Annotated in this window: 18 protein-coding genes and 1 pseudogene; 4 read left to right on the top strand and 15 right to left on the bottom strand. The window is 55.0% G+C overall.

Annotated elements, in window-relative coordinates:
- Positions 1-138 precede the first annotated feature (138 nt).
- The 7 genes from D0N36_RS14995 to D0N36_RS14965 all read right to left on the bottom strand — a co-directional run bounded on the left by D0N36_RS14995 (position 139) and on the right by D0N36_RS14965 (position 9,379).
- Positions 139-1,338 carry a glycosyltransferase family 4 protein gene (locus D0N36_RS14995; protein WP_116942661.1) on the bottom strand — a complete coding sequence of 400 codons (1,200 nt, stop codon included), beginning with the start codon at positions 1,336-1,338 and terminating at the stop codon, positions 139-141.
- A 79-nt stretch (positions 1,339-1,417) separates the two neighbouring features.
- The gene (locus D0N36_RS14990) at positions 1,418-2,539 is read right to left on the bottom strand and encodes a glycosyltransferase family 4 protein (protein ID WP_116942660.1); all 1,122 of its coding nucleotides are present in this window, start codon (positions 2,537-2,539) and stop codon (positions 1,418-1,420) included.
- A gap of 294 nt (positions 2,540-2,833) precedes the next feature.
- Entirely contained in the window at positions 2,834-3,979 is a 1,146-nt protein-coding gene (locus D0N36_RS14985) for a glycosyltransferase family 4 protein (protein ID WP_116942659.1), read from the bottom strand.
- A gap of 72 nt (positions 3,980-4,051) precedes the next feature.
- Entirely contained in the window at positions 4,052-5,599 is a 1,548-nt protein-coding gene (locus D0N36_RS14980; RefSeq protein ID WP_116942658.1) for a glycosyltransferase family protein, read from the bottom strand.
- Positions 5,596-6,876, bottom strand: coding sequence for an ABC transporter ATP-binding protein (locus D0N36_RS14975; RefSeq protein ID WP_116942670.1), 1,281 nt, complete (start codon positions 6,874-6,876; stop codon positions 5,596-5,598). The genes D0N36_RS14980 and D0N36_RS14975 overlap by 4 nt, the downstream gene beginning before the upstream one ends.
- A 32-nt stretch (positions 6,877-6,908) precedes the next feature.
- Positions 6,909-7,817: an ABC transporter permease gene (locus D0N36_RS14970; protein WP_317191483.1), complete on the bottom strand. Its 909-nt coding sequence runs from the start codon at positions 7,815-7,817 to the stop codon at positions 6,909-6,911.
- 587 nt (positions 7,818-8,404) lie between these two features.
- Entirely contained in the window at positions 8,405-9,379 is a 975-nt protein-coding gene (locus tag D0N36_RS14965; protein WP_116942657.1) for a glycosyltransferase family 2 protein, read from the bottom strand.
- A gap of 419 nt (positions 9,380-9,798) precedes the next feature.
- Between D0N36_RS14965 and D0N36_RS14960 the strand changes: the two genes are divergently transcribed.
- The gene (locus tag D0N36_RS14960) at positions 9,799-11,322 is read left to right on the top strand and encodes a hypothetical protein (protein WP_116942656.1); all 1,524 of its coding nucleotides are present in this window, start codon (positions 9,799-9,801) and stop codon (positions 11,320-11,322) included.
- 16 nt (positions 11,323-11,338) lie between these two features.
- Here the strand turns inward: D0N36_RS14960 and D0N36_RS14955 are convergent, their stop codons facing one another.
- Both D0N36_RS14955 and D0N36_RS14950 read right to left on the bottom strand, forming a co-directional pair.
- The gene (locus D0N36_RS14955; RefSeq protein WP_116942655.1) at positions 11,339-12,061 is read right to left on the bottom strand and encodes an IS3 family transposase; all 723 of its coding nucleotides are present in this window, start codon (positions 12,059-12,061) and stop codon (positions 11,339-11,341) included.
- 169 nt (positions 12,062-12,230) lie between these two features.
- A complete protein-coding gene (locus D0N36_RS14950) occupies positions 12,231-12,539 on the bottom strand; it encodes a transposase (protein ID WP_116942654.1) in 309 nt (102 codons plus the stop codon).
- A 433-nt stretch (positions 12,540-12,972) separates the two neighbouring features.
- Between D0N36_RS14950 and D0N36_RS14945 the strand changes: the two genes are divergently transcribed.
- Positions 12,973-13,866 (top strand): acyltransferase family protein, encoded by an 894-nt coding sequence (locus tag D0N36_RS14945; RefSeq protein ID WP_116942652.1) that lies wholly within the window; start codon positions 12,973-12,975, stop codon positions 13,864-13,866.
- A gap of 552 nt (positions 13,867-14,418) precedes the next feature.
- Here D0N36_RS14945 and D0N36_RS14940 read toward each other — a convergent pair.
- The 5 genes and pseudogenes from D0N36_RS14940 to asnB all read right to left on the bottom strand — a co-directional run bounded on the left by D0N36_RS14940 (position 14,419) and on the right by asnB (position 20,969).
- Complete coding sequence (locus tag D0N36_RS14940) at positions 14,419-15,906, bottom strand: DUF6056 family protein (protein ID WP_242478940.1); 1,488 nt, start codon at positions 15,904-15,906, stop codon at positions 14,419-14,421.
- 107 nt (positions 15,907-16,013) lie between these two features.
- Positions 16,014-16,454 carry a sugar 3,4-ketoisomerase gene (locus D0N36_RS14935; protein WP_116942650.1) on the bottom strand — a complete coding sequence of 147 codons (441 nt, stop codon included), beginning with the start codon at positions 16,452-16,454 and terminating at the stop codon, positions 16,014-16,016.
- A gap of 18 nt (positions 16,455-16,472) precedes the next feature.
- Positions 16,473-17,458: pseudogene (locus tag D0N36_RS14930) on the bottom strand (UDP-glucuronic acid decarboxylase family protein).
- A 53-nt stretch (positions 17,459-17,511) separates the two neighbouring features.
- Positions 17,512-18,849, bottom strand: coding sequence for a UDP-glucose dehydrogenase family protein (locus D0N36_RS14925; RefSeq protein ID WP_116942649.1), 1,338 nt, complete (start codon positions 18,847-18,849; stop codon positions 17,512-17,514).
- A gap of 215 nt (positions 18,850-19,064) precedes the next feature.
- The gene (gene asnB / locus D0N36_RS14920) at positions 19,065-20,969 is read right to left on the bottom strand and encodes an asparagine synthase (glutamine-hydrolyzing) (RefSeq protein ID WP_116942648.1); all 1,905 of its coding nucleotides are present in this window, start codon (positions 20,967-20,969) and stop codon (positions 19,065-19,067) included.
- 187 nt (positions 20,970-21,156) lie between these two features.
- Here asnB and D0N36_RS14915 point away from each other — a divergent pair, with 187 nt between their 5' ends.
- A complete protein-coding gene (locus D0N36_RS14915; protein WP_116942647.1) occupies positions 21,157-21,624 on the top strand; it encodes an acyl-CoA-binding protein in 468 nt (155 codons plus the stop codon).
- 125 nt (positions 21,625-21,749) lie between these two features.
- Here the strand turns inward: D0N36_RS14915 and D0N36_RS14910 are convergent, their stop codons facing one another.
- Positions 21,750-23,168: an FAD-binding oxidoreductase gene (locus tag D0N36_RS14910; protein WP_116942646.1), complete on the bottom strand. Its 1,419-nt coding sequence runs from the start codon at positions 23,166-23,168 to the stop codon at positions 21,750-21,752.
- A 43-nt stretch (positions 23,169-23,211) separates the two neighbouring features.
- On the opposite strand from D0N36_RS14910, the gene D0N36_RS14905 reads away from it, so the two are divergent.
- A complete protein-coding gene (locus tag D0N36_RS14905; protein WP_242478939.1) occupies positions 23,212-23,892 on the top strand; it encodes a C40 family peptidase in 681 nt (226 codons plus the stop codon).
- Positions 23,893-24,083: the final 191 nt, after the last annotated feature.

Here is a 24,083-nt window from a genome sequence, read left to right as displayed (position 1 = left end):
GCCCCTGGCTGTTGTCGATGGGCACGATTTCGAAGGGCACGCCAATCGTGGCGGCGGCACTCTGGCTAACCGCCGCCAGTGCCGCCGGGTCGCGGGTGCAGATAATAAGTGAGATCATACGAGTAATCAGCGGTACGGCTAGTCGTTTACTGCTTCAGTTGTAGACGCGGCGAAGGATCCCGCCAGCAGCTCGGCCAGCAGCTGGCTCACCCTGCTGCCGGCCTGCTCCACGCTGTGCCGCTCTCGCAGCTTCCGGGCCGCGTTGTTGCCCAAACGCTGGCGGAGCGGGCGGTCGGCGCGGAGCCCGAGCACGGCGGCGGCCATCAGATCGGAACGCAGGTAGGGCAGAATAACGCCGCAGTCCTGTTCCACGAATTCGGGCATCCCGCCGGCCCGGTCGAAGCACAATACCGGCTTGCCCAGGGCAGCGGCTTCTAGGCACACCAGCGGATAGGGGTCTTCGCGGGAAGTGAGCAGGAATACATCGGCCGCGCTCAGGTAGTCATGCGGGTTGGTTTTGCTGCCCAGAAACTGAACGATACCGGTTAGGCCGGTCCGCTCCACGTCGTGCCGGACCCGCCGCCCCTCTTCGGACTGCAGTTTCCCCCCGGGCCAGATAAAGTACACCCGTTCGCCGCCGGCAGCTACCACGTGCTGGGCTACCTGAATAAACAAATCGGGGGCCTTGCGCCAGTCGATGGTGCCGGCCCCGGCCACCACAAAAGCTTCTGCCGGAATACCCAGCTCCTCCCGCACCTGCTGCCGGGCGAGCGTGAAATCGGCCGCCGCCAGCACCGGCACGAATTCGTGGATGGTGCGGATGCGCGCGGCGGGCACCTGGTAGCTGCGGCGCAGGTTCTCGGCCACGGCTTCCGAAGCCGCCACGAAACAGTCGATGCGCGGACTGAGCTCCGTGAACCGCGCCGCCCCGATGAAGGCATCAATTACCGTGGCCAGCTCGTGCACGTGGCAGACTACCGGGCAATGCAGCGCGGGCTTGAGCAACAGGGCCAGATCGGCCGACACGACGGTGTTGGCATAGATCAGGGCCGGGGCCAACTGATGTAACCGTTCCTGCACGCGCCGCTGATGCCGGGCTTGGTGCTGGCTCACCCGCCGCAGCCGCTGCTGCCAGATGCCGCCCGTGGCCATCGGCGGCTCCCACAAAAGGGTTTCGCCCAACTCCCGGAACTCCGGCTCCATTTCGCCGCCCTCCTGAAGCAGCACCACCAACTGATAAGGCGTATGCTGCTTCAGCCACCGCAACAGGTGCAGCAGCACAATAGGAGCGCCGGTGCGGGAGGCTTGGTGCGAAATAAAAAGAAGGTTCTTACTCATGCTTACTCACTAAACGCGGAAAAAAACAGTTGCTCCGGCAGCATTTTCTCCAGCTGGCAGAGCAGAAATCATGTCCCGTCTACTCTGCTGTCGTAAAATATTTCGCCACGTTCGCATTGAAATAGTCCACTGCATCGGCGGGATATTTGGTGGTTAAGGTATCCGCGGCCTTCTGCCCGAGTTGATGCCAATCCGCCCGACCAGCCCAGGCTCTTTCCAAGGCCTCCGCAATGGAACTGGTTGTCGCGGCGGCGGCAACAAACCCGTTGTAGTTATCCTCGATAAGTTCCGTGGCTCCTCCCACATCCGTTACCACGGCAGTCCGGGCGCAGGCCATTGCCTCAATCAGGGCCAGGGCCTGCCCTTCCATGCGGGAAGGCATTACCAGCAGCTGATTGGCCGCCCAGATAGCCGCTACATCCGCTTGATGACCGTGCAAGCGCACGTTTTGAATTCCTAGACGGGCAATCTGCTGCTCCATTAACAGTGAGTGAGGCCCGGTGCCGTAGATATTAAATTGTACGGGCCGTTCTTTCCATTCCGCACGACCGATAACCTGAAGAAACAGGTCATATCCTTTGTGCCAGCAGTCGAGCCGCCCTACCAAGGCTACCTGGTACACGCCAGCCGGGGGCTGCGTAATAGCAGGTACGCTTTGCGCTATTTTACACGGATTGTAAATAACTTCCGCATTCGACAGCGTGCCACCCAGCATAAAATTTGTCAGGTGCTTGTTGTGTTCCGACACGAAATAGTTGCAAGTCGAACTACGATATGCCTGTTGAATAGTTAGCAATCGGTCATCCGTAAAAGCCCAAAAGAATGATTCGGAGGCTAATTGAGTTATCGTCACGAAGGGTAAGTGCATACTACCCAAAAGCTGCATAACTTCCAACGCCTCGTAATTATTACCCTGGGATACAATCACAAAATCAGGTGCATAGTGCTCAATAAATTGCCGGACTTTCTCTTTGGATTTGAAAATTTTTCTCCATATCCTTTTAGGAAGCCGCGTTGATGAGGCCGAAGCCGGTAGCAACAGTAATTTCTCCCCGGGAACGGCACGCAATTGCGCATGATCGTAAGAAGTAATACTGGCTATTGCACAACCCTGCGCCGAAAACAGGCGAGATGAGCGCGCCCACAACTCCTCACTACCGCTCCAATCCCTGTTCGTTGAAACGTACAACAGCTTGACCATTTCTCAAGAAATTATTTTACAGTTTTTCTTAATTTTAATACAAGTCATACTATTTATTGAATAATTTTCAACTATTTCAGCGTTTACACTTTATTATCCAACTGTATTCCATATCGAAGAATTGCTGTTTCGTGAACTGTGGATATCCTGGCCAGAGACGCATCGGTGCGTCGTCTCGTCCGCACCTTTGATCCGGTACCTTTCCGCGAGCAGGTACAAATATGCGTCGCTACAGCCGGCTGGATATACGATTTTCAAAACCGCTACCTACCACTGGTCGAGCCTGCCGCAATATCAGCGCAAGAATTCTTCGATCACCTCATACATCTGCGGGCCAATGGTGGCGATGGTGTGTTCTGCGCGTACGCGGCGGCGGCCAGTCTGCCCCCGTTGCCGGGCTAGGTCGGGCGTGTTCAGCAATAAGCGGGTCTTCTCGGCCATCTGCTCAACATCCAGGTAAGGCACCACGAAGCCCGCGTCGTCGCGCACGAATTCCGGCATTCCACCCGCGTCAGCGAAGCACACGAGGGGGGTGCCGATCTGGGCCGCTTCCAGGCACACCAGCGGGAAGGGGTCCTCGCGGGAGGTCAGTAGCAGCACATCGAAGGCCTCGTAATAGCCTTTCAGGTCGCTCTTTCCCCCCACGAACATAATCCGGTCCGTCAGGCCGATTAAACGGATATCGCGCACCAGCTCCTTGTAGTGGTAGTCGCTGGGCTTCCCCCCCACCCACACGAAATACGCCTCCGGATCAGCCCGGAGCACGTGCCGGGCCACCTGGATAAACAGATCCGCGCCCTTGCGCCAGATCAGCGACCCAATAGCGCCCACCAGCTTCGCTTCGGCCGGAATGCCGTGCTCGCGCCGGATGTCGTGGGCGGTGCTGGTGCCGCGCACTTCGTTTTCAATGAAGTCATATACTACGCCTACCTGCTCTGCCGGGATGGGGCAGAACGTGGCAAAATACTCCTTCACCGCATAAGAGCCGGGAATAAAGAAATCTACCTGTGCCGTATTTTTCGAAAATTCCTCCTTAGACAAAAAGAAAAACGAATTTTCCAGCTCATGTACATTCATTACCAACGGAATATGCAGGTCTGCTTTCATTTCCACGGCCAGCGACAAAGACACGGCGCTGTTAGCGAATATCATTTCGGGCTTACGGCGCGCAATGCTCCGCACCATCTGCTTGCGACGGTAGTGGGTCATGCGGTCTAGTTTGGCCAAGGCTCTTTCCCGAATCGTTACGGCCGGCTTGCCCTGTTCCAACACGTGCACCTCCGCCAGTTTGGCGAATTCCTCCTCCAGGCCTCCCCCCCACATGAGCAACAATACCACCTCATGATCGGTGTTTTTCCGAATCCAGTTGATAAGATGCAGTTGCGTAAACGGAGCACCGGTTAGGGTAGCTTCATGGCCTATGAAAAGAAGTGTAGCCATTGGGAGTCAGAAAAGAGGAGAAATTAATTAAATTCAAAACACCTTATTGGTAATAAATATAAACACACCTCATTATACTATTCTATCACCAGCAAGTTTAGCCGATTTAAATAAAAACCACATACTATCTTTGAAATCCATTTCATCTATTGAAATCACTTCAATAACGCCCATTGCAAGCAGTTTACATTTTAAATTAAATGATAATCCATATAAATTATATAAAATAATACCTACATTAAATGCAGGCTGCATTCTATATAGATAGATATCATTTTCATTTAAAAAACTCTTCTCTTTTTTCAGCCTTTTAAACTGATGCGTTAGCCGGGGCAGCGTATTATAGAAATCACTCACGTATGCCTGCCAGCTGCTCACGTCATGCAACGCCAGATTGCGCTGTTCGGTCTGCCCCTGGACTTCACGCACATCCGGTTCTTCAACAAGCCGTTGCAGGTCGCGTTGCCATTGCGCCAAGTCGGTGGGATACTGAACCGGGTTTGGATAGTCCGTCAGTTCGTAGCGGTTCAGCAGCGGGGCGTTGTACATGCGCTGTACCGGCTTACCCAACCGGGCGACTTCCAAGTAAGCCGTAAAGGAGGAAAATGGGTAGCCCTCCACATAGACATCACAGGCATTGCGGTACACATCCAACTCCCTCGTGGGCGCTACGAACGTGAGGCGGGGATGCCGGTACGCGCGCGCAATTTCTGTGTCGGGTGCAATACCGACCACGAACATTTTTGCCCGCTCGTCCTGGTCCAGCATGCTGCATATATCCAGGAAGAAATTCCGATCATCAATGGGCTCGTACTTGTAGCTGGCCCCAATCGACAACAGCATCACGTCCTCTTCCTTTATATCCAGCGCAAGCCGGCTAGCCGCGTATCCCTGGGTCGTCAGGCTGCGGGCGGCTACCGGGATGGGTAGCAGGCAGAGCTCGTCTACCTGCCGGTGTAAGCGGTCCGGTGCTATCAGGTTGTCCCGGATTTCCACGAGCACGTCGCAAATACCCGCGCCCAGCCAATAGCGATGGTCGCCGTGGTTCATCACGGCCACGGGCGTGCCGCCATCCGCCGAAAAGGCCAGCGCGGGCAACAGGTCGTTCGGGTGATGGTGAAGAACGACAACATCGTACTGCTCTTTCAGAAGCGCCAGATGCCGGGCCTGCTCCATCGGACTTTCGCCCGCTAACCGAAGCAGTTGCCCCTGCGCCAGTGCCAGGGCGGCCGTGATAAAGTCGGGAACCGGCTCCGCATAGTTCGCCAGCACCAGATCATGGTGATTCCCGGCGTCATTCGTAATCCAGTTTTCAATCAGGCGGGTATGGCCGCCCACTGCATATACGTGGGTAGCGTAATGCAACACCCGCAACTTCTCCCCGACGGCCTTGGGCAGCCGGTCCGGCTGGGTTTGGCAGTTCCCTATTTTCGCGAGCAGCACTTCCAGCCGGCCCTCGGCGTAGAAACCGCAGTAATTGAACGTGGCAAAATCAGCCGCCTTCTGACAAAAGAACAATGCCTTATCCAGCAGATCTTTAGCGTAATAGTAGTCCGCGCAGTCCACCAAAAAGTCGTATGCTTTCCGGTGAAACCTGATTTGCCTGACTTCCTTCCTCATACCTGCACCGCATCGACGAAGGAAACCGCGTACTGAATATCCGGCCGGAGTATTCCCGGCAGAATGCTGTTGTTGCTGCCCAGGCTCTCGTTCAACACCTCGAACTGCAATACATCGTCCGTTGAAAATAACAGGTGGCGCTGGCTCTCCCCAAAAATTAGCTTGAACTGATAGATACCGGCGTTCAGCAGATAGCCCGGCAAGTGCCCTTTCACGGTGTAAGTACCCTGCTGCGAGTCGTTTTGCGTGGTGATGAGGGCTCCGTGGTGGAAGATGGGAATCTCATCCAGGTTGCGCAGCTCGAAGGTGGCGTCGAGGTTGATGCCGGCTTTCTGGTTGAAGAACGTTAGCTCGAATTCCAGGCCTGAGGAAATAGTGAGCAGCTCGCCGCGCAGGGGCTTCACGGCGAACCTGAGCAGGCGGATGTTGTCGTTGCCGGGCGCTTCCGCCAAGGGGCCGGTGTGCTCGAAGTAGGAGTTGGTGTCGCTGGAGTTCTGGTAGTAGTTGACGGCTTCCAGGGCCGAGCCTTCGAAAATGGTACTGCCGTAGCGCATCACCAGGCCCTGGGTGCAGAGCTGCTTGACGGCGGCCATGTTGTGGCTCACGAACAGCACCGTGCGGCCGTCGTTCACGCTCACGTCCTTCATGCGGCCCAGGCACTTCTTCTGGAACTCGGCGTCGCCCACGGCCAACACTTCGTCCACAATCAGGATTTCGGGCTCCAGGAAGGCCGCCACCGCGAAGGCCAGGCGCACGTACATGCCACTGCTGTAGCGCTTCACTGGCGTATCGATGTAGCGCTCCACGCCGGAGAAATCCACAATTTCATCGAATTTGCGCCGGATTTCCTCCTTGGTCATGCCCAGGATGGCCCCGTTGAGGAAGATATTCTCGCGGCCCGTCAGCTCGGGGTGGAAGCCGGTACCCACTTCAAGCAGGGAGGCAATACGCCCGCGCACTTTTACGCGGCCGGTGGTGGGAGCCGTTACTTTGGAGAGGACCTTGAGCAGGGTGGATTTGCCGGCTCCGTTGCGGCCAATAATGCCGAGCACTTCCCCCTGCTTCACTTCAAAATTCACGTCTTTCAGCGACCACACGAAGTCGCTGCTGCCCTTGGTGGTGCGGTCGTTGGTTTCCCCGATTTTGGCAAACGGGTCTTCCTTGCCCCGCAGCCGGGCCCAGGTCCGGCTCAGGTCGCTGCCGAGCGTGCCGGTCCCGATTTCGCCCAGGCGGTAGAGTTTGCCCAGGTTTTCTACTTTAATGGCGACGTCGCTCATACGCTTGGCGGTAAGGGCCAGGTGGCCTGGCACTACACCGTATCGGTGAAGCTTTTTTCTACTTTATTGAAAATGATGGTGCCTACCAGCAGAATAACGGCCGTGGCTAGGGCACTGTAGCCCAGGTAGGCCCAGCTGAAAGAGCCTGAGCCCAGGAAGCCGAAGCGGAACGTTTCCACAATGGCGTTCAGCGGATTAGCCAGAATCAGCCAGCGGAATTTCTCGGGCAGCGCTTCCAGTTTTGCCAGCGGATAAATAACCGGCGTGGCGTACATGAGCAGCTGCACCCCGAAGGCCAGCAGCATGGCCAGGTCGCGGTACTTAGTAGTGAGGGCGCTGAAAATCATGCCCAGCCCGAGGGCCAACAGCCCCATCAGCACCACCAGCACCGGCGTGAGCAGCAGGTACAGGTTCGGGTGCAACGTATCGGTCGTGAGCAGATAATAGGACCAGATAAGTAGAAACAACCCCAGCTGAATGCCGAACCGCACCAGATTAGACAGCACGATGGACAGCGGCATGGTAAGGCGCGGAAAGTACACTTTACCGAAAATGGCCGCATTGGCGGTAAATACTGTGGAAGTAGCCGTCAGGGCCTGGGCGAAGTAGTTCCAGATGGTCACACCCGACAAGTAAAAGGCCAGCGGTGGCACGCCCCCGGTACTCATATTGGCAATGCCGTTGAACACCACCATATAGGTAATGGTCGTGAGCAGGGGCTGAATGAAAAACCAGATGGGGCCGAGAATGGTCTGCTTATAGGTCGAAACGAAGTCGCGGCGCACGAACAGCAACACCAGATCCCGGTAGCGCCATACCTCCTTCAGGCCTAGGTCGAGCAGCCCAACGCGGGGCTCAATGATTTCCGTCCAGTCCTCTTCGGCCGGCGACGCGGAGCTCACCCGGGGGGCCGTCGCGGGCGACGCTTCAATAATTTGCACGATAACCGGTGTTAGGTTCAATAGCCGGGTAGCAACGGCACTTGTTCGCGCGCCGTTCACCCGCAGGCAGCTTTATACCGGCCGCAAAGATAGCTCAATTCAGGTAGAGCTCATACCCAAACCTCGCATCAGCTCCAGGAGCACACTGTAATGGTTTCGCGCATGATGACCCCACCGGTCTGCTGGCCATTGACGGTATCTGACTGGTTGTTACGGAAGCGAATTCCGGGGCACTGGCTGGGCGGTCTTTTCACCCGAACAATAGTCGTGGTGATTGACAGGAGCTGGTTTTTTCTACCGCCAGACGGACATCACCACAAATCAACAGTTTTTCGCAGCCAGGACTTATACAAAAGGAGGCTACGTGCAGGTACCCGCAAAGCTCCCGCTGTTTGGCATACGATTTTGTAGCATTCAAAAATAAATCTCATCGCGAATGCCACAAGAACGCAGGGCGCGTTTTAGCTTCACTATGCCCCAAGGCACCCAATAACCCACTCCGCGCTAGTCGGAGTGGGTTATTTTTTTGGCGGGACGACGCAACGCCGACATGTAGCCCCCCCGCTGCACCAGGTCCTTGCTTCGCGCTACCGTCCGAGTTGCCGATCCTGGGGCTCCGTTACGGCCGGGGTAGGGCCGTACACTTCTTTCACTACGTAGAGCGGGCGGTTGCGGGCCGCATCGAGGCCGCGCCACACGTACTCGCCAATAACGCCCAAAGCCGTCATCTGGAAGGCCGACACGAACAACACGACCACCATCAGCGCCGACCAGCCTTCGGGTTTTTGGCTACCGAACAGGTGGAGCCCAATGATGTAGAGGCCATAGGCAAACGCGCCCAGGCCCAGGCCCAGCCCGAGTACGGAAATCGCCCGGATCGGGAAAAAGGAAAAGGCCAGGATGGAGTCGATGAAGAGCTTCATCTTCTTCTTCAGCGTCCAGCGCGACTTCCCGATTTCGCGCTTGCGGCGCACGTAAGGGATGTTCACGTACGGATAGCCCAGCCAGACCATGAGGTAGAACAGGTTGCTGTTCCGCTCGTGCAGGTGCAGAATGTGCTCGGCCACCTGCCGGTCGAAGAACACGAAGTCGAAGCCGCCATCGGGGATGTTGGGCAGGGCAATTTTCTTCATCAGGGCGTGGAAGGTCTTGGCGAACAGCTGTTGCAGGCCCGTTTCCTCCCGGTCCTGCCGGTTGCCAATGATGAGTTTGAGCCCCTTCTGCCAATAGTCGTACATCTGCACCATCAGCTCCGGCGGATCCTGCATATCCGCCGTAATAATAGCCATGCAGTCACCGGTAGCCTGGGCCATACCGGCCACAATGGCGTTGTAGGAGCCCACATTACTGGCCAGTTCCACTACCCGTACTTTATCGGGATAGGCGGCCCGAAAATCCAGCAGCGCCTTGAGCGTACCATCTTCCGAGCCATCATCCACGAGTATATACTCAAAGCTCAGGTCAGCGGGAAACAGAGCCTCGTTGGCCAGCAATTCGCGGCTAGTAACGGGAATATTATCTTCGTTGAAGTAGCAGGGGATGATAACGGAGAGCTTGGGCATACACGGAAAGCAAGGCAAGAAATATTCGAAAGCCAGCAGGCAAGCCTTCACCGGCACAAAGATGCGGAATCAGCCGTTACCTTTTGCCGGTTAACAAGCTAACGTGGGCAGTTGCTAAACCAAGGTGACTGCTAGAGCAGGTGAAACAGGTACTTGTCCTCGTCCTGCGGTAGCCCAGCCAAAGCACCAGACCAATCATTTTTCCGCCGACACAGCCTTGTTTTTTCCCGTGGAGTACCGGCGAAATGGCGTAATTTGCGCATCATTTTATCTGTGACCACCCGGATAATTTAATGGCGGTTGTCATTGGCCCTATTTACCGGCCGGAGCTTCCTTGCTCATCCTCCTCTTCACCACGCCCGCCCCTTAACTAGGCAGCAAACACAGCCTTCCTAATATCAACGCCAGCAGTTAACTATATGCTTCAGAATCTGTACCATAATCCTAAGGCTTTTTTTGCGCTATTTATACTGGCCGTTACCACGTTCTACTGGGTATTTCCGGATATCATGCCGTTTCATCAGGGCTTTGCCTTTGAGGGGTATACTATCTATAAGCCGATGGCCAAGGATGTGCATGAATACCTCATTGCCCACCGCATGAACAGCTATAGTATTCAGCGCATTTTTCCCTATGTACTACTACACTTTACCTTTAAGGTATTCGGAATTGCTTTTTCCGACTTCAACATGATTTTATTCTTCCAGGTTTTTCAACTTGGCATAGCTCTCATCATTATTTATACCTGGGACAAGCTGGCAAAATACTTGGAAATTGGCTTGCCAGGGCAATGGATTGGCTATCTGAGCATGCTAATCAACTTTGCTACCCTCAAGCTCGATTTTTATGTCCCATTTACCTACGACCGACTAGCTATGGCTTCCGGCCTGATTAGCTTCTACTGTTACCTTACGAATCGGCCGCTTGGCTTATTTATCAACGCGGTAGTCGCCCTCACCATCTGGCCGACGGCCTTACTTTTCAATTTGCTCATGCTGCTGGTGCCGGCCACCGAACCCGTTCCAGCAACCCATAACCCCTGGCTGAGCCGGATTTGGGCAGCGGGTATCGCCAGCGCGGTGTGTGGCCTATTCGTTCTGGTCATCTACGTCAAGCACATCCCCGGTTCGCTCTACATGGCCCCCGCGGTCCGGCCGCTACTCCCGTTGAGCATTCTGCTTATCGGGGCTTACCTGGCCTACACCCAAACGACGCTGGCGCAAACGGTTTTTCCGGGCTGGCAGGAAATTATTCCCCGGGTGAGGCACCTGCTACGGCCCCGCCTCAGCTGGCTGTACGCGCTGGGCCTTGTGGGGGCGTATGTTTTGCTGACCCGCTACCTCGGTGACCCGACTCATCCGTATCTCACTCCCCAGCAGTTTGCCATCAACCTCACCTACGGGGCTTTACAGCGGCCGGCGCAGTCGTTGGTGTTTCACGTGCTGTACTACGGCTTGCCCTTCCTCTTCATCGCGCTATTCTGGCGACGTACGCTCCAGGCGGTTACGCGGCTGGGTCTGGGCACAGGGCTACTGTTAATGGCCGTCCTGATTCAGGCGGTAAACAACGAAACCCGGCAAATGGCTAACGTGGTTCCACTGTTAACCATTCTCGCCGCGCTGGTAGCCGATGGCCTTACCCCGCGCCCGAAAGCAGTGGCTGTTACGGCCATACTAGCGGCTTTATTTTCTAAAGCCTGGGTAGTTTCCCTCAACTACTTTGATCCCAACTACGGTAAGCCCGGCGACATATATCCCATGCTGAATTTTGAGCAGGGCAACTTCTTAAAATGGCCGCAACAAGCTTATTTTATGAACCTTGGCCCTTGGACGGCTACGCCCTATCTGGTTATACAAGCGGTGGCCGTAGTACTTGCTTTCGGAGTAATTTATTGGCTATGGCAGCCAAGAGCCAAGGCTGACACTACGTTCACTACTAGGTAAGTGTGAGGTGGTCCGATTACGCTGGACAGTTTAGGGCACTAATTTGAAGAAACTGTTGGTGAGCGTGATACGGCGTCTGGTAGTCAATACTGGAGTGCAAACGCTCGTGATTGTAGTAGTCAAAATAGTCGGCGACGCTGGTCTGCGCGTCAGCCAAGTCCGCAAAAACGGGCCACTCACGAAGTTCAAGCATCTCCGTTTTGAGGCGCGACCATAAGCTTTCGGCCTGTGCGTTGTCGTAGCAGTCGCCGCGGCGGCTCTGCGAGCGCACCGCTTGGTAGTTGTGGAGCAGCCGTCGGTAGGCGTTGCCGCAGTACTGCCCGCCCCGGTCGGAGTGTACCAGCAAGCCGGGCGCGGGCGGTTGCGCCCAAAAAGCGCGTTGTAAGGCTTTGGTGACAAGTTCTTCGGGCATTGTACTCATCACGTGCCAGCCCACCACCTGCTTGCTGACCACGTCCTGGTACGCGCACAAATAGGCCCAGTCGCCGTTAGCCAGCGGCAGATACGTGATGTCGCTGACCCAGACGTGGTTCGCCTGGGTTGGCTTGGGCTGGTCCAGCAGCCGGTTGGGGGCGCAACGCAGGCCGTGGGTGGAGTCGGTCGTGCGCGGGGTGAAGTCCTTGGGTTGCAGCGCGTGCAGGCCCCGGCGACGCATGGCCGCCCGCACGGTGACGACCGACGCGGTAGCCCTTGCGGCGCAAAGCGACCTGCAGTCGGCGCGTGCCGTAGCGGCGCTCATGGCGGCCAAACACCTTGACTAGCACCGTTTCCCAAGCGGGCGGGCCTTGTGCCAGCGCGTGTTGGTGCGTCTGTTGCCACGCGTAGTACCCGCTAGCCGGTACTGCCAGCACCTAGCAGAGCAGCCGAATGGGATAAGGCGTGCTGCGTCTCGATGAAGCGGTAACGGCTCATGGGGTGTCGGTCACCGAGAAGATGGCAATGGCTTTTTTTAAAATTTCTAGCTCCTGCGCCTGTCGCCGGTTGGTGGCCCGCAACTGGCGCAGCTCAGCCGCCGTGGCCGGGTCCAGTTCGGCGCCCCGGGCAGCGGCCACCGGGGTGAGCGCCTCTTTCTGCCATTTGTAGATGCGTTTGGGGTCAATATTGAGCGCACGAGCAGCGGCCTGCGTCGAGCGGCTTTGCTCGGCCAGGCGCAAGGCTTCGGCACGGAAGGCGGCGTCGTAGCGCCGACGTTTGCTAGGTTGGGGACTGTCTTTCATGACATTGGAAAGATAAGACCCTATTCTGTCCAGATTTATCCGACCACCTCAGAGGTGCCTTCTGTCGCTTGATAATCAAGGGAAAGTTCATTGGGCAGGAATTTTATGCGCTTATAGCCCCCTATCTTTGCCACTCGCAAATAAAATTGGGATCAACATATGCTAACAAAAATACCACAGGTCGAGGTAGTCAGCGATAACAAGATATATCTTGGTGCATTAACAGGTATCAGAGCCATTGCGGCTTACATGGTGTTTTTTCATCATTTCAATATTTTCAAGAATAGCGCGAGTCCTGTTGGAGCCTTTTTTGAGCAGCTATGCGAGGAGTGGCACATAGGGGTAACTATATTTTTCGTGCTGTCAGGCTTGTTGATAAGCTTACGTTACTTCGAAAAAAGTTGAGCTAACACTTAACTGGGCCGGTCGCTATATGCGCAATCGTATTGCCAGAATCTATCCGCTCTACTTTCTGCTTACCTGCTTGACCATACTGGCTACCAGTCTAAGCCCTGACTTGGGGCTGATGCCGGAGTGGCACACGTTTAGCAACCCAGAACGCGGTGTGTTAACTTTTCTGAATCTTAGCTTTCTGCGAGGGTTTTTTTCTAGTTTTAAGTTCTCAGGTGTAAGTCAGGGATGGTCTTTGACGGTGGAAGAGAGCTTTTATTTGATTGCTCCTTTTCTATTAGTGGGCCTTAAGTACCGTAAATATCTGATCTGGGCTTATGCGCCGGCCTTTATTCTAGCAGGGCTTATGCTAGTGAAAATATTTGCTCCATTACACCTTTTTGGGCTATTTGGGTCAAATGACTTTATGTTCAATTATACCTTTTTTGGCCGATCCACAGAGTTTATAATTGGGATTGCTCTTGGTTTGCTGGTCAAGACCCAGTTAGCGAATAATTACAGTGTCAATAATGTGAAGTGGACGCTTGCCGGAATATGTTGGGTAGTAGCCAGTACATTAGCATTGGTGTTTCTAGACTCGCCACTTGATTTTGATAATGGCAATTTGAATCCGATAGGCATTGCCGTAAACAACGTGGCGCTACCGATAGGAATAGCGATGCTTTTCTATGGCCTAATATTCGAGCACAGTTTCGTGCGCAAGATCCTGGAATCTCCATTTATGGATGTAATGGGGAAAAGCTCCTACGCTTTTTATTTAGTGCATTTAGGAGTATTTAATTCGTTGATTATTAAATACGTGTCAGATAATATTGCGGTAAAATTTGTGCTACTAAATATACTTGCTTATCTATTGTACAAATTTGTTGAGCACCCTCTGCACAAAAGGGTGGCTTGGCGTCGAAGAGATATGTAAGGCAATAATCTACAAGCGCTGTTGGCGGGGCTTGTAGATTATTGCCGGCTCAGCGTGCCGGCAGCTTTGCATCGAACAATGTCCAAATCGATGCTCTGAGGTGGTCTAGTTAAGCAGGACAGAATTGGGTGATATATTGGGGTAATCTACTTAAGCGGGAAAAAATTGGGGGTTATATTTCTTCTAACAGCAAGACTTACGGACTTACCATTTTCCAGCCCCGGAGGGGCAATACATCGGTGGCAAACCTTTGCTCCTTCCTGCTAAAAGCCCCCGCAGGGCGACACGAATCGGTTAACGGCCGGTGTCCCCCCGCGGGGGCTTCGCTTTTCTTTTCCCCCTCTACTACCAACATTCCACCCCTCCGGGGCTGGAATCCGTCGAGGGCGCAAGTCCTGTTGATTCGTATAATCGTGGGTGACAGCGCACTATCATTAGCTATCGAACGCCTTAACACGCTCATCAACAACCTCTTCTGCCCACCCTCCTGAACTGTCCAGCCTAACCGGACCGCTTCAAGTGCTCACCCGAATGCGTAACATCGGTTATTCCTTACCGGGCTCTGGTGCTATCAGCAGGCAGCACTGGTTCGTGAGCAATCTGAATAGAATCAAGCTGAAAATAATCCGCGTAATAGCGGTTCTTCTCGTCGGCGGAATGCGTGGTAATATCTGTTCCGGCGAGCATGAGAATGGAATATCTGTTCTCAATGGTAACTGAATCGACCCGTACATTCAGGTTGCCTGCTTTTTTCTGCTCGTCGATATAGGCGTAGCGCTGGGTCATGTGTGCATCGTATTTCCGGGCGTTCAGCACCAGCTCCAACACGGCGGGTAACGTCGTCATTCGGAGCAGAAGGACCACGGCAAATACATAAACGGCTCCCTGTACCAGCGGAGCCGGCAATTGGGGCAGCGCGAATTTTTGCTGGTACATCCAGTTCACGGTTGCCTGCATAGTCACCACCCAGCTTACCATTAGGAAAAAGACGATGGAGTTTACCGTTCTGGGCGGAGTGTAGGAAGCAAATATCCACCAGAACGGAAAATAACACAGGCAGACAATGGCAAATATCACTATCAGCGAAATTACCGGATGCACTCTTAGAAAGGAGGACTGTTCTTTGGCCGCTATTTTATTGGCCCAAGGCATCCAGATGATGGTAATCAAAAACAAGCTGGTCCAGACCTTATAAGAAGTGAGCAATTCCAACGCGGAAAAAACGGAGCGGGGAATTGAGTACACTACACTGTGGGCGTGCACGTCATGCAGGGCGTCCATCCGCACGAAATTGCCCGGGGCAATCAAGGACAGCAGGGCGGCGAAAAGCGCAATCAGCCCGAGCATCAGCCACCAGCGCCAAGCGCGGTTGCGCTGGTAAATACTAGCTAAAAAGCATACGCCAATCGTTCCGCCCATTTGAACCAATACTACTTCGTTGGTAGCGGCAGCCGCTATAACAAAGAGAATATTTAAAATAATCAGGATAGCCTTTCGCTTGCCAGCCTCGGACGTCAGAACCTGGTAGCTCGTAACAAAAACTGCTACCAGTAATATGTTGCCAATTTGGTATACCGCGGCCCCGGTATACCAAAAAAAGCCTTGAAATATATCGGGCATGGCATACAGATAAATCAGCAAAAATCCTGCTGACAGCCATACCATATTACTTTTTTTCTCATTGACATTGTTCGGATTCAGCCATTTAAATAAAATATAAAATGCCCATACTATAATCATCATAAACAATAACGGAGTAAACCTGAACCCAAAAATCCATCGATAACTCATTGGATTACCCAACGTAAGTAATAACGATGAAAAATATCGGCCGGTCCAGCCATTATATAGGACTTTTTGAATACCCCAAGACCCATATTTTATGGTTTTCGCGGCATCTCCAAAGTCATCATAAACCGGATGATTATAGAAGCTAAGAATAACAAAAGGCAAGAGTCCTAATAAAATACATAATTTTATAATTAATTTTAAATTTTTATTAGACAATAAAAAATAAGAATCTTTTTGTATCGCAGACATTGCAGACTTTTGTTAGTCAAAAAAATGCCAATAGGCATAATTTTTGGTTTTTTAAGAAAATAGTGCGGAAGCTAACTTGGCAATGATGCTCCCGCGAAGAGTAGCTGCTATTGGCCCTGCTGTGGTTCTTGCTGCGGATCCTGCACCTCTCCCCAGATGCGGCGGAAGTCCTCATACTTCCGGATGTAGTCCTGCTCATCATAGGGCGTAGAGGCAAATACCAGTTGCACCGCCGTATGCGAATATTGCATCGTGTGCCAAGCATTGGCCGGCACGAATAATCCCACGTGGGGCGAGTCCAGGACGAAGTTCTGGATTTCCCCATCCGGCATCTCAGTGGTCACGATAATACGGCCGGCCACTGCAATCAGGATCTGCTCCGTTACGTGGTGAGCATGCCGCCCGCGCACGATGCTTTCGGGCGTGAAATACGTCCAGAAAGTACGGGCAACAGGAAACGGCAGCGTTTTTCCCGCTTCACCAACCGAGATGTACCCGATAGCTGGATCACCAAGTTTGGGAAAGGTTATTAGGTAAGGGGTTTTCATTGAGGATGCCATAGTGCGCTAGAAACTACGCGGGGTATTGTTCACCTTACCGGCGGTTACTTCGGTGATATGCTCCTTGAAATATTCCAGCGTCCGGCGCAGGCCTTCGGCGCGGTCTACCTTCGGGACCCAGCTCAGGATTTCACGGGCCTTGGTGATGTCGGGCTTGCGCTTCATGGGGTCGTTCTGGGGCAGTTCCTGGAACGTAGGCTGGAACTCCACCCCCATCAGGTTGGCAATTTCTTCGCCGAACTCCTTGATGGTAATTTCGTCGGGGTTGCCGATGTTCACGGGCAGGGCGTAATTACTCAGCAACAGGCGGTAGATGCCTTCCACCAAATCGTCCACGTAGCAGAAAGAACGCGTCTGGGAACCGTCGCCAAATACGGTCAGGTTTTCGCCGCGCAACGCTTGGCTCAGGAAGGCAGGCAACACGCGGCCGTCGTTGAGGCGCATGCGCGGGCCGTAGGTGTTGAATATGCGAACAATGCGGGTTTCCAGGCCGTGGTGGTTGTGGTAGGCCATCGTAATGGCTTCCTGGAAGCGCTTGGCCTCGTCGTAGCAGCCGCGGGGCCCTACGGGGTTCACATTGCCAAAGTACTCCTCCACCTGCGGGTGATTTCGGGGTCGCCGTACACTTCCGAGGTGCTGGCAATCAGCATTCGCGCACCCTTCACTCGGGCCAGGCCCAGCAGGTTATGGGTACCCAGCGAACCGACTTTCAGGGTTTGAATGGGGATTTTAAGGTAGTCGATGGGCGAGGCCGGCGAGGCGAAGTGCAGGATGTAGTCCAGCTTACCGGGCACGAACACGAATTTCGACACATCGGCGTGGTGGAACTCGAAGTGCTCGTTGCCAAACAGGTGCTCAATGTTAGCCAGGTCGCCGGTAATGAGGTTGTCCATGGCAATGACATGGTAGCCTTCGGCCAGAAACCGGTCGCAGAGGTGGGAGCCCAGAAAGCCGGCTCCGCCGGTGATTAATACGCGTTTTTTATCAGACATACAAAGAAGTTCTAAAGGAAGAGCAGGTAGCCGAATGGATACCGCCAGATAATCTAAGCCGGCTCCTGATGGCCGGTCCGGATGCCGATGCAATGGTAGGCGAACCCGGCTTGCTCCAGTTCCTGCTTGTCGTAGATGTTGCGACCGTCGAAGATAACCTTCTGCTTCATCAAGCGGCTTACTACAGTGAAGTTGGGCACCCGGAACTCGGGCCACTCGGTCACGATAAGCAGGGCGTCGGCGTCAATCAGGGCCTCCATCTGGTCGTCGGCGTAGGTAATCCGGTCGCCGAGCGAGTGTTTGGCTTCCTCTACTGCTACCGGATCATATGCCGAAACCGTGCAGCCTTCGGCCAGTAGCTTTTCGATGATGACCAACGAGGGAGCCTCGCGCATATCGTCGGTTTTAGGCTTGAACGACAGGCCCCAGATGGCCATCTTCTTGCCCTTCAATTCACCGCTGAAGTGTTTTTTTACCTTGTTGAATAGCACTTCCTTCTGACCCTCGTTCACGCTTTCCACGGCCTGCAGCACCTGCATCTGATAGCCGTTTTCCTCAGCCGTTTTGATGAGCGCCTTGACGTCTTTGGGGAAGCAGGAGCCGCCGTAGCCAATGCCGGGATAGATAAACTTGGGGCCTATGCGGGCGTCGGAACCGATGCCGCGGCGTACCATGTTCACATCGGCACCCATGATTTCGCATAGGTTGGCAATGTCATTCATAAACGAAATCTTGGTGGCCAGCATGGAGTTGGCCGCATACTTCGTCATTTCGGCCGACGGAATATCCATGAAGATAATCGGGTGGCCATTAAGCAGGAAAGGCTTGTAAAGACGGTTCATCACTTCCTCGGCCCGCTCGGAGGCCACGCCTACCACAATGCGGTCGGGCTTGAGGAAGTCGTCGATGGCAGCGCCCTCTTTTAGGAATTCAGGATTGGAGGCTACGTCGAAGTCAATCTGGGCACCACGTTTTTCGAGCGCCTGCTCGATTTCGCGGCGCACCTTGGCGGCCGTGCCCACCGGCACCGTGCTCTTGGTCACGACAACGCCGTAGGAGTTCATATGCTCGCCGATGCCGCGGGCCACAGCCAGCACATACTTCAGATCAGCGGATCCATCCTCGCCGGGAGGGGTACCCACCGCAATAAAGGCCACGTCGCAGTCTTTGATAGCCGCGCCCAAGTCGGTACTGAAGTGCAGGCGTCCGGCATCCACGTTGCGGGTCACCATCTCCTCCAGCCCGGGCTCGTAGATGGGTAGAATGCCTTGGCGCAGGTTGTCGATTTTGCGCTGGTCGATATCGATGCACGTGACGTCGATGCCGACTTCGGCAAAGCAAGTGCCCGTTACCAGGCCCACATAGCCGGTGCCTACAACTGCAATTTTCATATAATTAGATTCGTTTGAACGAAATTTTCCTGTGAAGGACGCAAAGTTATGCTATTGCTCCTAGCTCTATTTGACAGTACAATAAATTGCTCGGAAGCAGTTGCGCCAACTCATTCTTCCTTGCGGGGATGCAGGTCAAACCGATAGAGACTATACTTATTTGGTATAGTACTCAAATCAGTTTCGCGGATTTCAGCGTTAGTAGCGCAGCCAGCCTACGCCATCCATTTCTTCCACCACCATTGGAACACGATGAGGGCCCAGATACGAGCATGCACGTCGCCGGGGCTGTTGGAGAAGAGTTGCTTCTTTAGTTGCTGTACCGCTTCCACGGCGAAAATACCCTGGGCCTCGATGAAGCCGTCGGAGAGTAGGTCGTCCTCGATGAGAGGACGCAGCTCGCCGCGAAACCACTTGAGCAGCGGCACCTCAAAGCCTTTTTTGGGGCGCTTATAGAGTTCTTCGGGCAGCATGGGCCGGAAGGCGTCCTGCACGATTCTCTTCTTCATGTTTACGTCAATCTTGCTGCTTACGGGCAGCGAGAAGGCGAAGCGCACCACATTGGGGTCGAGGAAGGGCGGGCGAACTTCCAGGGAGTTGGCCATGCTCATCATATCCACCTTGGCGAGCATGTCGTAGGGCAACACCATCGTCGTGTCGGTGAGCAACACCTCGTTCAGGTCGCCATCGGTATGCAGGCCCTCCAGCAGGTCGCGTCGGCGACGCTCATTCAGCTTTTTACCGATTTTCCGGCGCGAGGCGGGGCTCAACAGCTGGCGGGCGTCAGTCTCCGAGGCAAAAGAAGCCCAGTCCCAGTAGCGGTTTTTAGGGCCACTGAGCATGCCGCGCGAGAAGCGCTGAAACTGCCGCACCTTGTTACCCAGAAAGGAATTGCGCGACTTGGGCAGCACGTTCCAAAGCATATCGAGGCCAGCCACGGCTTCCGCCTTGAGGCCACCCTGCCGCACCTGAAACTCGCCCATGTGCTTGTTATAGCCCGCAAACAACTCGTCGGCACCGTCGCCGCTCAGCGCCACGGTGGCCTTCTCGCGGGTGCGCTTGCTGAGGATGTACACGGCCAGCGCCGAGGAATCGGCAAAAGGCTCGTCGAGGTAATTCAGCACATCGAAGATGTGGTCGTAGAGGTCCTGGTTGCGGAGCGAGAAAACCGTGTGGTTGGTTTTGTAGCGCTCGGCCACCAGCTTGGCGTACTTGGTTTCGTCGAAGAAGGGCTCATCGGCGAAGCCGATGCTGAACGTGTTCAAGTGGGGCGTGTGGCGGGTGGCCAGCGCTACTACCACGCTCGAGTCGATGCCGCCGCTCAAAAAGGCACCGATGGGCACGTCGGCCACAAGGCGGCGGGCGGTGGCGTCATCGAGCAGCTCTACCAGCTTAGCTTGCTGCTGCTCGTAGGTCGCCTTGTTCTTCTCTACCTTTTTGGGGTCGTACGGAATCTTGTACCACTGCTTACGCACTACTTTGCCCTCCTTGATGAACAGGTAATGGCCAGGCAGCACCTTCTTCACGCCCTTGAAAATAGTGGCCGGACCGGGGATGTAGTTGAGCTGCAGGTAGTGGTTCAGCGAAGTGAAATCGAGCTTGCGCGGAATGCCCAGCGCCAGCAACGACTTCATTTCGGAGGCGAACAGCAGCTTGTCCTCGTCGCGGTACACGAGCAGGGGCTTCTCGCCCATCCGGTCGCGGGCCACGAACAGCGAGTTCTCCTCCTTATCGTAAATGGCGAAGGCGAAAAAGCCATTGAGCTTTTTCAGGAAGCTGCGCCCCTCGGCCATGTACAGGTGCAGGATTACTTCGGTATCAGTCTGCGAGTGGAAGGTGTGGCCTTTCTTCAGAAGCTGCTGCCGTAACTCCCGGAAGTTGAAGATTTCGCCATTGAAGGCAATGGTATAGCGGCCCGAATCGTCAGTCATGGGCTGGTTGCCATCGGCCGACAAATCGAGGATGGCCAGGCGCCGAAAGCCCAGGCCGCAACCGTCGTAGATAAAGTGGCCCTGCGAGTCGGGCCCGCGGCTGACGATGGCGTCGGTTGAGGCGTGCAGGGCGGTTAGCGCACTACGGCCAGCCTCAGTAAAAGCGAATACTCCGGAAATTCCACACATATGGCTGGCAAAAGTACGAACTATTGCGACGTAGGTTGGCAAAAAACTGTGCTGCTCATCTGTAACCAAAGCCGAGCCGGGCTAGTACAACCCTCACTGCCGGGCCGCCGCCGGATGCTAAATGCCTTGTCGGCTCCCGCTGCTCGCCACCTCCTAACTTACTTCACCTTTCTTCTACCCTCCGAATATGAGCCTTCAGCAAGATTTTGACGCCGCTGCCCAGCGTATTGACACACTGCCCGGCGAAATGGCCGCCGCGCACATGACCGAACTTTACGGCCTTTACAAGCAGGCCACCGATGGCGACCACGATGCCAAACGGGATGAAGTAGGCGACGAAACGCCCGATAACCCCAACGGCCCCGGAGGCCTCTCGCAGGGCCAGTGGGATGCCTGGAGCAAGTACAAAGGCATGTCGCACGAAGAAGCCAAGCAGCAGTACATCAGCCGGGCCGACGAACTTACCCAGCACTATCAGCAGGAAAAGTCTCAGTCAGCCGCCAACCAGCCGCTAGGCGCGCCCGGCACGGCCGAAGCCAGCCCCACGGCCCAAGCCCAGCAGCAGGCCGGTCAGTCGCAAATGGGTGGCCTGAAGGGCGACCTTAAGGACGGCACACCTTATGGCGGTGAGGACGAGCTGAAGAACGCCCAGTAAACCAAGCAGTTGATCTGATTTTACAGAATTTGCTGCCCGTTAAAAAGAGAAAGCCACCTCATCTGATAGGGTGGCTTTCTCTTTTTAACGGGTAACAAATTCCGTGAAATACGCTTAAATCCGTGCTAATCCGTGGTCCAGATTTTGCCGGGGTTCATGATGCCATGCGGGTCGAATACCTGCTTGATGCCGCGCATAAGATCCAGGTTTGCTTTCTGGAGCGCAATGCCGATGTAGCCTTTCTGCACCAACCCGATGCCGTGCTCGCCCGAAATAGTGCCGCCGAGCTTCACGCAGAGCTCGAAGATTTCGGTGATGGGCTGGCGCAGGCCCACGTTCCACATCTCGTCGTCGAGGTCACCGCGGATGATGTTGACGTGCAGGTTACCGTCGCCGGCATGGCCGTAGCACACGCTCTTGAAACCGTAGCGGCGGCCAATTTCCTTCACGCCCCTGAGCAGCGTGGCCAGTTCAGCACGCGGCACTACGGTATCTTCCTCCTTATATACTGAGTTGTAGCGCACCGCATTGCCGATGTTGCGGCGGATTTTCCAGAGCTCGTCCTTCTGGGTGGCGTTGTCGGCCAGCAGAATCTCGCCCACATCGTAGCGTTCCAGCACTTCATACACCTGCTCGGCTTCCTTGTAGAGCTGGTCAATATCCTGGCCATCGAGTTCGATGAGCAGGTGAGCGGTAATGTCCTCGGTTAGCGTAAGGGGAATCTGGAGGTAGTCGCTGGACCAGGCAATGGCCTCGCGCTCCATGAACTCCATACCCGAAGGGATGATGCCGGCCCGGAACACGGCCGCCACGGCTTCGGCTGCCTGGGCCTCCTGCCGGAAGGGCACCAGCATCAGGATATTGTGCCTGGGGAAGGGCAGCAGCCGGAACACTGCTTTGGTGATGATGCCCAGCGTACCCTCGGAGCCCACCATAAGCTGGGTGAGGTTGTAGCCGGTGGAATTTTTGAGCGTGTTGGCGGCCGTCCAGATGATGTCGCCGGTGGGCAGCACTACCTGCAGGTTAAGCACGTAGTCGCGGGTGGTGCCGTATTTCACGGCTTTGGGGCCGCCGCTGCTGTGGGCCAGGTTGCCGCCCAGAAAGCAGCTGCCCTTGCTGGCCGGGTCGGGTGGATAAAACAGTCCGACCGCTTTCACCGCGTTCTGAAATACCTCGTTGATAACGCCCGGCTCGACGGTGGCCTGCAGGTTACGCTCATCAATTTCGATGATTTTGTTCAGCCGCTCGGTACTCAGCACCAGGCCCTGATGGAGCGGTAGCGCCCCGCCGCTCAGGCCCGTGCCTGCCCCACGAGCCGTTACCGGAATATGGTGCTCGTGGCAGAGGCGCACAATTTGGCTGACCTCGTTGGCGTTAGCGGGCTTTACCACTACGTCGGGGGCATAGTGCAGGTCTTCGGTATGGTCGCGGCCGTAGCCGGCGTACTCGGCGGCTTCGGTGCGCTGGGCAGTAAACACGTAAGCCGAGCCGACAATTTCTTCAAAATGAGCCACTAAGGCCGGAGTCAGCACCTGGAAGTTCATGAGCGAGCGAGGGAAAGTGAAGTGGGCGCGTATCTTTGCCCCAATGCAAGAATACAGTACGAAGGTAAGTTATTCGGACTGGTGGCGGCAATGGGCGCTTCCGGTTTTAGTGCTACTGGCGTTGAGTGCGCTGCCGGGTTGCAACGCCGGCAAGGTAAACTACAACAACGGCCGTTACCACTCGGCGCGCGATATGGCGCGCATAAAGGCTTCCGAGCGGGCCCGCGGCCGCGGCCGGGCACCGGTTACAGTGAAGACCAAATCGAAAACAGCGGCCGGCCGCACCAAGATTGTATCGCGCCGGCCTGGTGCCGCTCCTATCGCGGCCAACGTATCCAGGCCCATTGCCGAGGTAATCGAAACGGCCCGCTCGTACCAGGGCGTACCTTATAAGTACGGTGGCACCACCCGCCTGGGCATGGACTGCTCGGGGCTGTTGCACGAGTCGTTTGCGGCTATTGATGTCAACATCCCCCGCTCAAGCAACGAGCAGGCCATGTGGGGCGCCCCCGTGAAACCTCAGGAGCTGCAGCCCGGCGACTTAGTGTTTTTTGGCGCTTCGCCGGGTAGCAATACTATTACCCATGTAGGGATGGTAACCGTGGCGACGCCTGAGAGTGTGCAGTTTATCCACTCTTCCAGCTCGCTGGGTGTTATCGAGAATGCGCTGGAAACAGATTATTACCTGAGCCGATTTATTAAGGCCGTAAGGCCCAGGTTATGAAATCAACCAGTTACCTTTGCGGCCATTAAGCCTTCCGGAACTTACGCTCTGCGTCTTGGCTACAGGTTTGAATAAGGCAAACATCACACTTCCGTAACATGTACCGGCCTTTGAGGCCTTACCTTTGCGGAAGCTTTTTACTTTTTTTCAAAAGCCCCTTTTTCACCCATTTCCCTCTTCTATGAGACGCC

This window comes from Hymenobacter lapidiphilus, from assembly GCF_003417065.2.
Classification (GTDB): Bacteria; Bacteroidota; Bacteroidia; order Cytophagales; family Hymenobacteraceae; genus Hymenobacter.
Note: the sequence above shows the minus strand (reverse complement) of the source record. Positions and strands in the feature narration are given on the sequence as shown.

Bases quoted from the DNA above. Each gene is read 5' to 3' on its own strand.
- D0N36_RS14950 (WP_116942654.1), bottom strand. From the start codon at position 12,539: ATGAAAGACAGTCCCCAACCTAGCAAACGTCGGCGCTACGACGCCGCC.
- D0N36_RS14915 (WP_116942647.1), top strand. From the start codon at position 21,157: ATGAGCCTTCAGCAAGATTTTGACGCCGCTGCCCAGCGTATTGACACA.
- D0N36_RS14905 (WP_242478939.1), top strand. From the start codon at position 23,212: ATGCAAGAATACAGTACGAAGGTAAGTTATTCGGACTGGTGGCGGCAA.
- D0N36_RS14990 (WP_116942660.1), bottom strand. From the start codon at position 2,539: ATGGTCAAGCTGTTGTACGTTTCAACGAACAGGGATTGGAGCGGTAGT.
- D0N36_RS14985 (WP_116942659.1), bottom strand. From the start codon at position 3,979: ATGGCTACACTTCTTTTCATAGGCCATGAAGCTACCCTAACCGGTGCT.
- D0N36_RS14925 (WP_116942649.1), bottom strand. From the start codon at position 18,849: ATGAAAATTGCAGTTGTAGGCACCGGCTATGTGGGCCTGGTAACGGGC.
- D0N36_RS14975 (WP_116942670.1), bottom strand. From the start codon at position 6,876: ATGAGCGACGTCGCCATTAAAGTAGAAAACCTGGGCAAACTCTACCGC.
- D0N36_RS14955 (WP_116942655.1), bottom strand. From the start codon at position 12,061: ATGAGCGCCGCTACGGCACGCGCCGACTGCAGGTCGCTTTGCGCCGCA.
- D0N36_RS14995 (WP_116942661.1), bottom strand. From the start codon at position 1,338: ATGAGTAAGAACCTTCTTTTTATTTCGCACCAAGCCTCCCGCACCGGC.
- D0N36_RS14910 (WP_116942646.1), bottom strand. From the start codon at position 23,168: ATGAACTTCCAGGTGCTGACTCCGGCCTTAGTGGCTCATTTTGAAGAA.
- D0N36_RS14960 (WP_116942656.1), top strand. From the start codon at position 9,799: ATGCTTCAGAATCTGTACCATAATCCTAAGGCTTTTTTTGCGCTATTT.
- D0N36_RS14945 (WP_116942652.1), top strand. From the start codon at position 12,973: ATGCGCAATCGTATTGCCAGAATCTATCCGCTCTACTTTCTGCTTACC.
- D0N36_RS14980 (WP_116942658.1), bottom strand. From the start codon at position 5,599: ATGAGGAAGGAAGTCAGGCAAATCAGGTTTCACCGGAAAGCATACGAC.
- D0N36_RS14965 (WP_116942657.1), bottom strand. From the start codon at position 9,379: ATGCCCAAGCTCTCCGTTATCATCCCCTGCTACTTCAACGAAGATAAT.
- asnB (WP_116942648.1), bottom strand. From the start codon at position 20,969: ATGTGTGGAATTTCCGGAGTATTCGCTTTTACTGAGGCTGGCCGTAGT.
- D0N36_RS14935 (WP_116942650.1), bottom strand. From the start codon at position 16,454: ATGAAAACCCCTTACCTAATAACCTTTCCCAAACTTGGTGATCCAGCT.
- D0N36_RS14940 (WP_242478940.1), bottom strand. From the start codon at position 15,906: ATGTCTGCGATACAAAAAGATTCTTATTTTTTATTGTCTAATAAAAAT.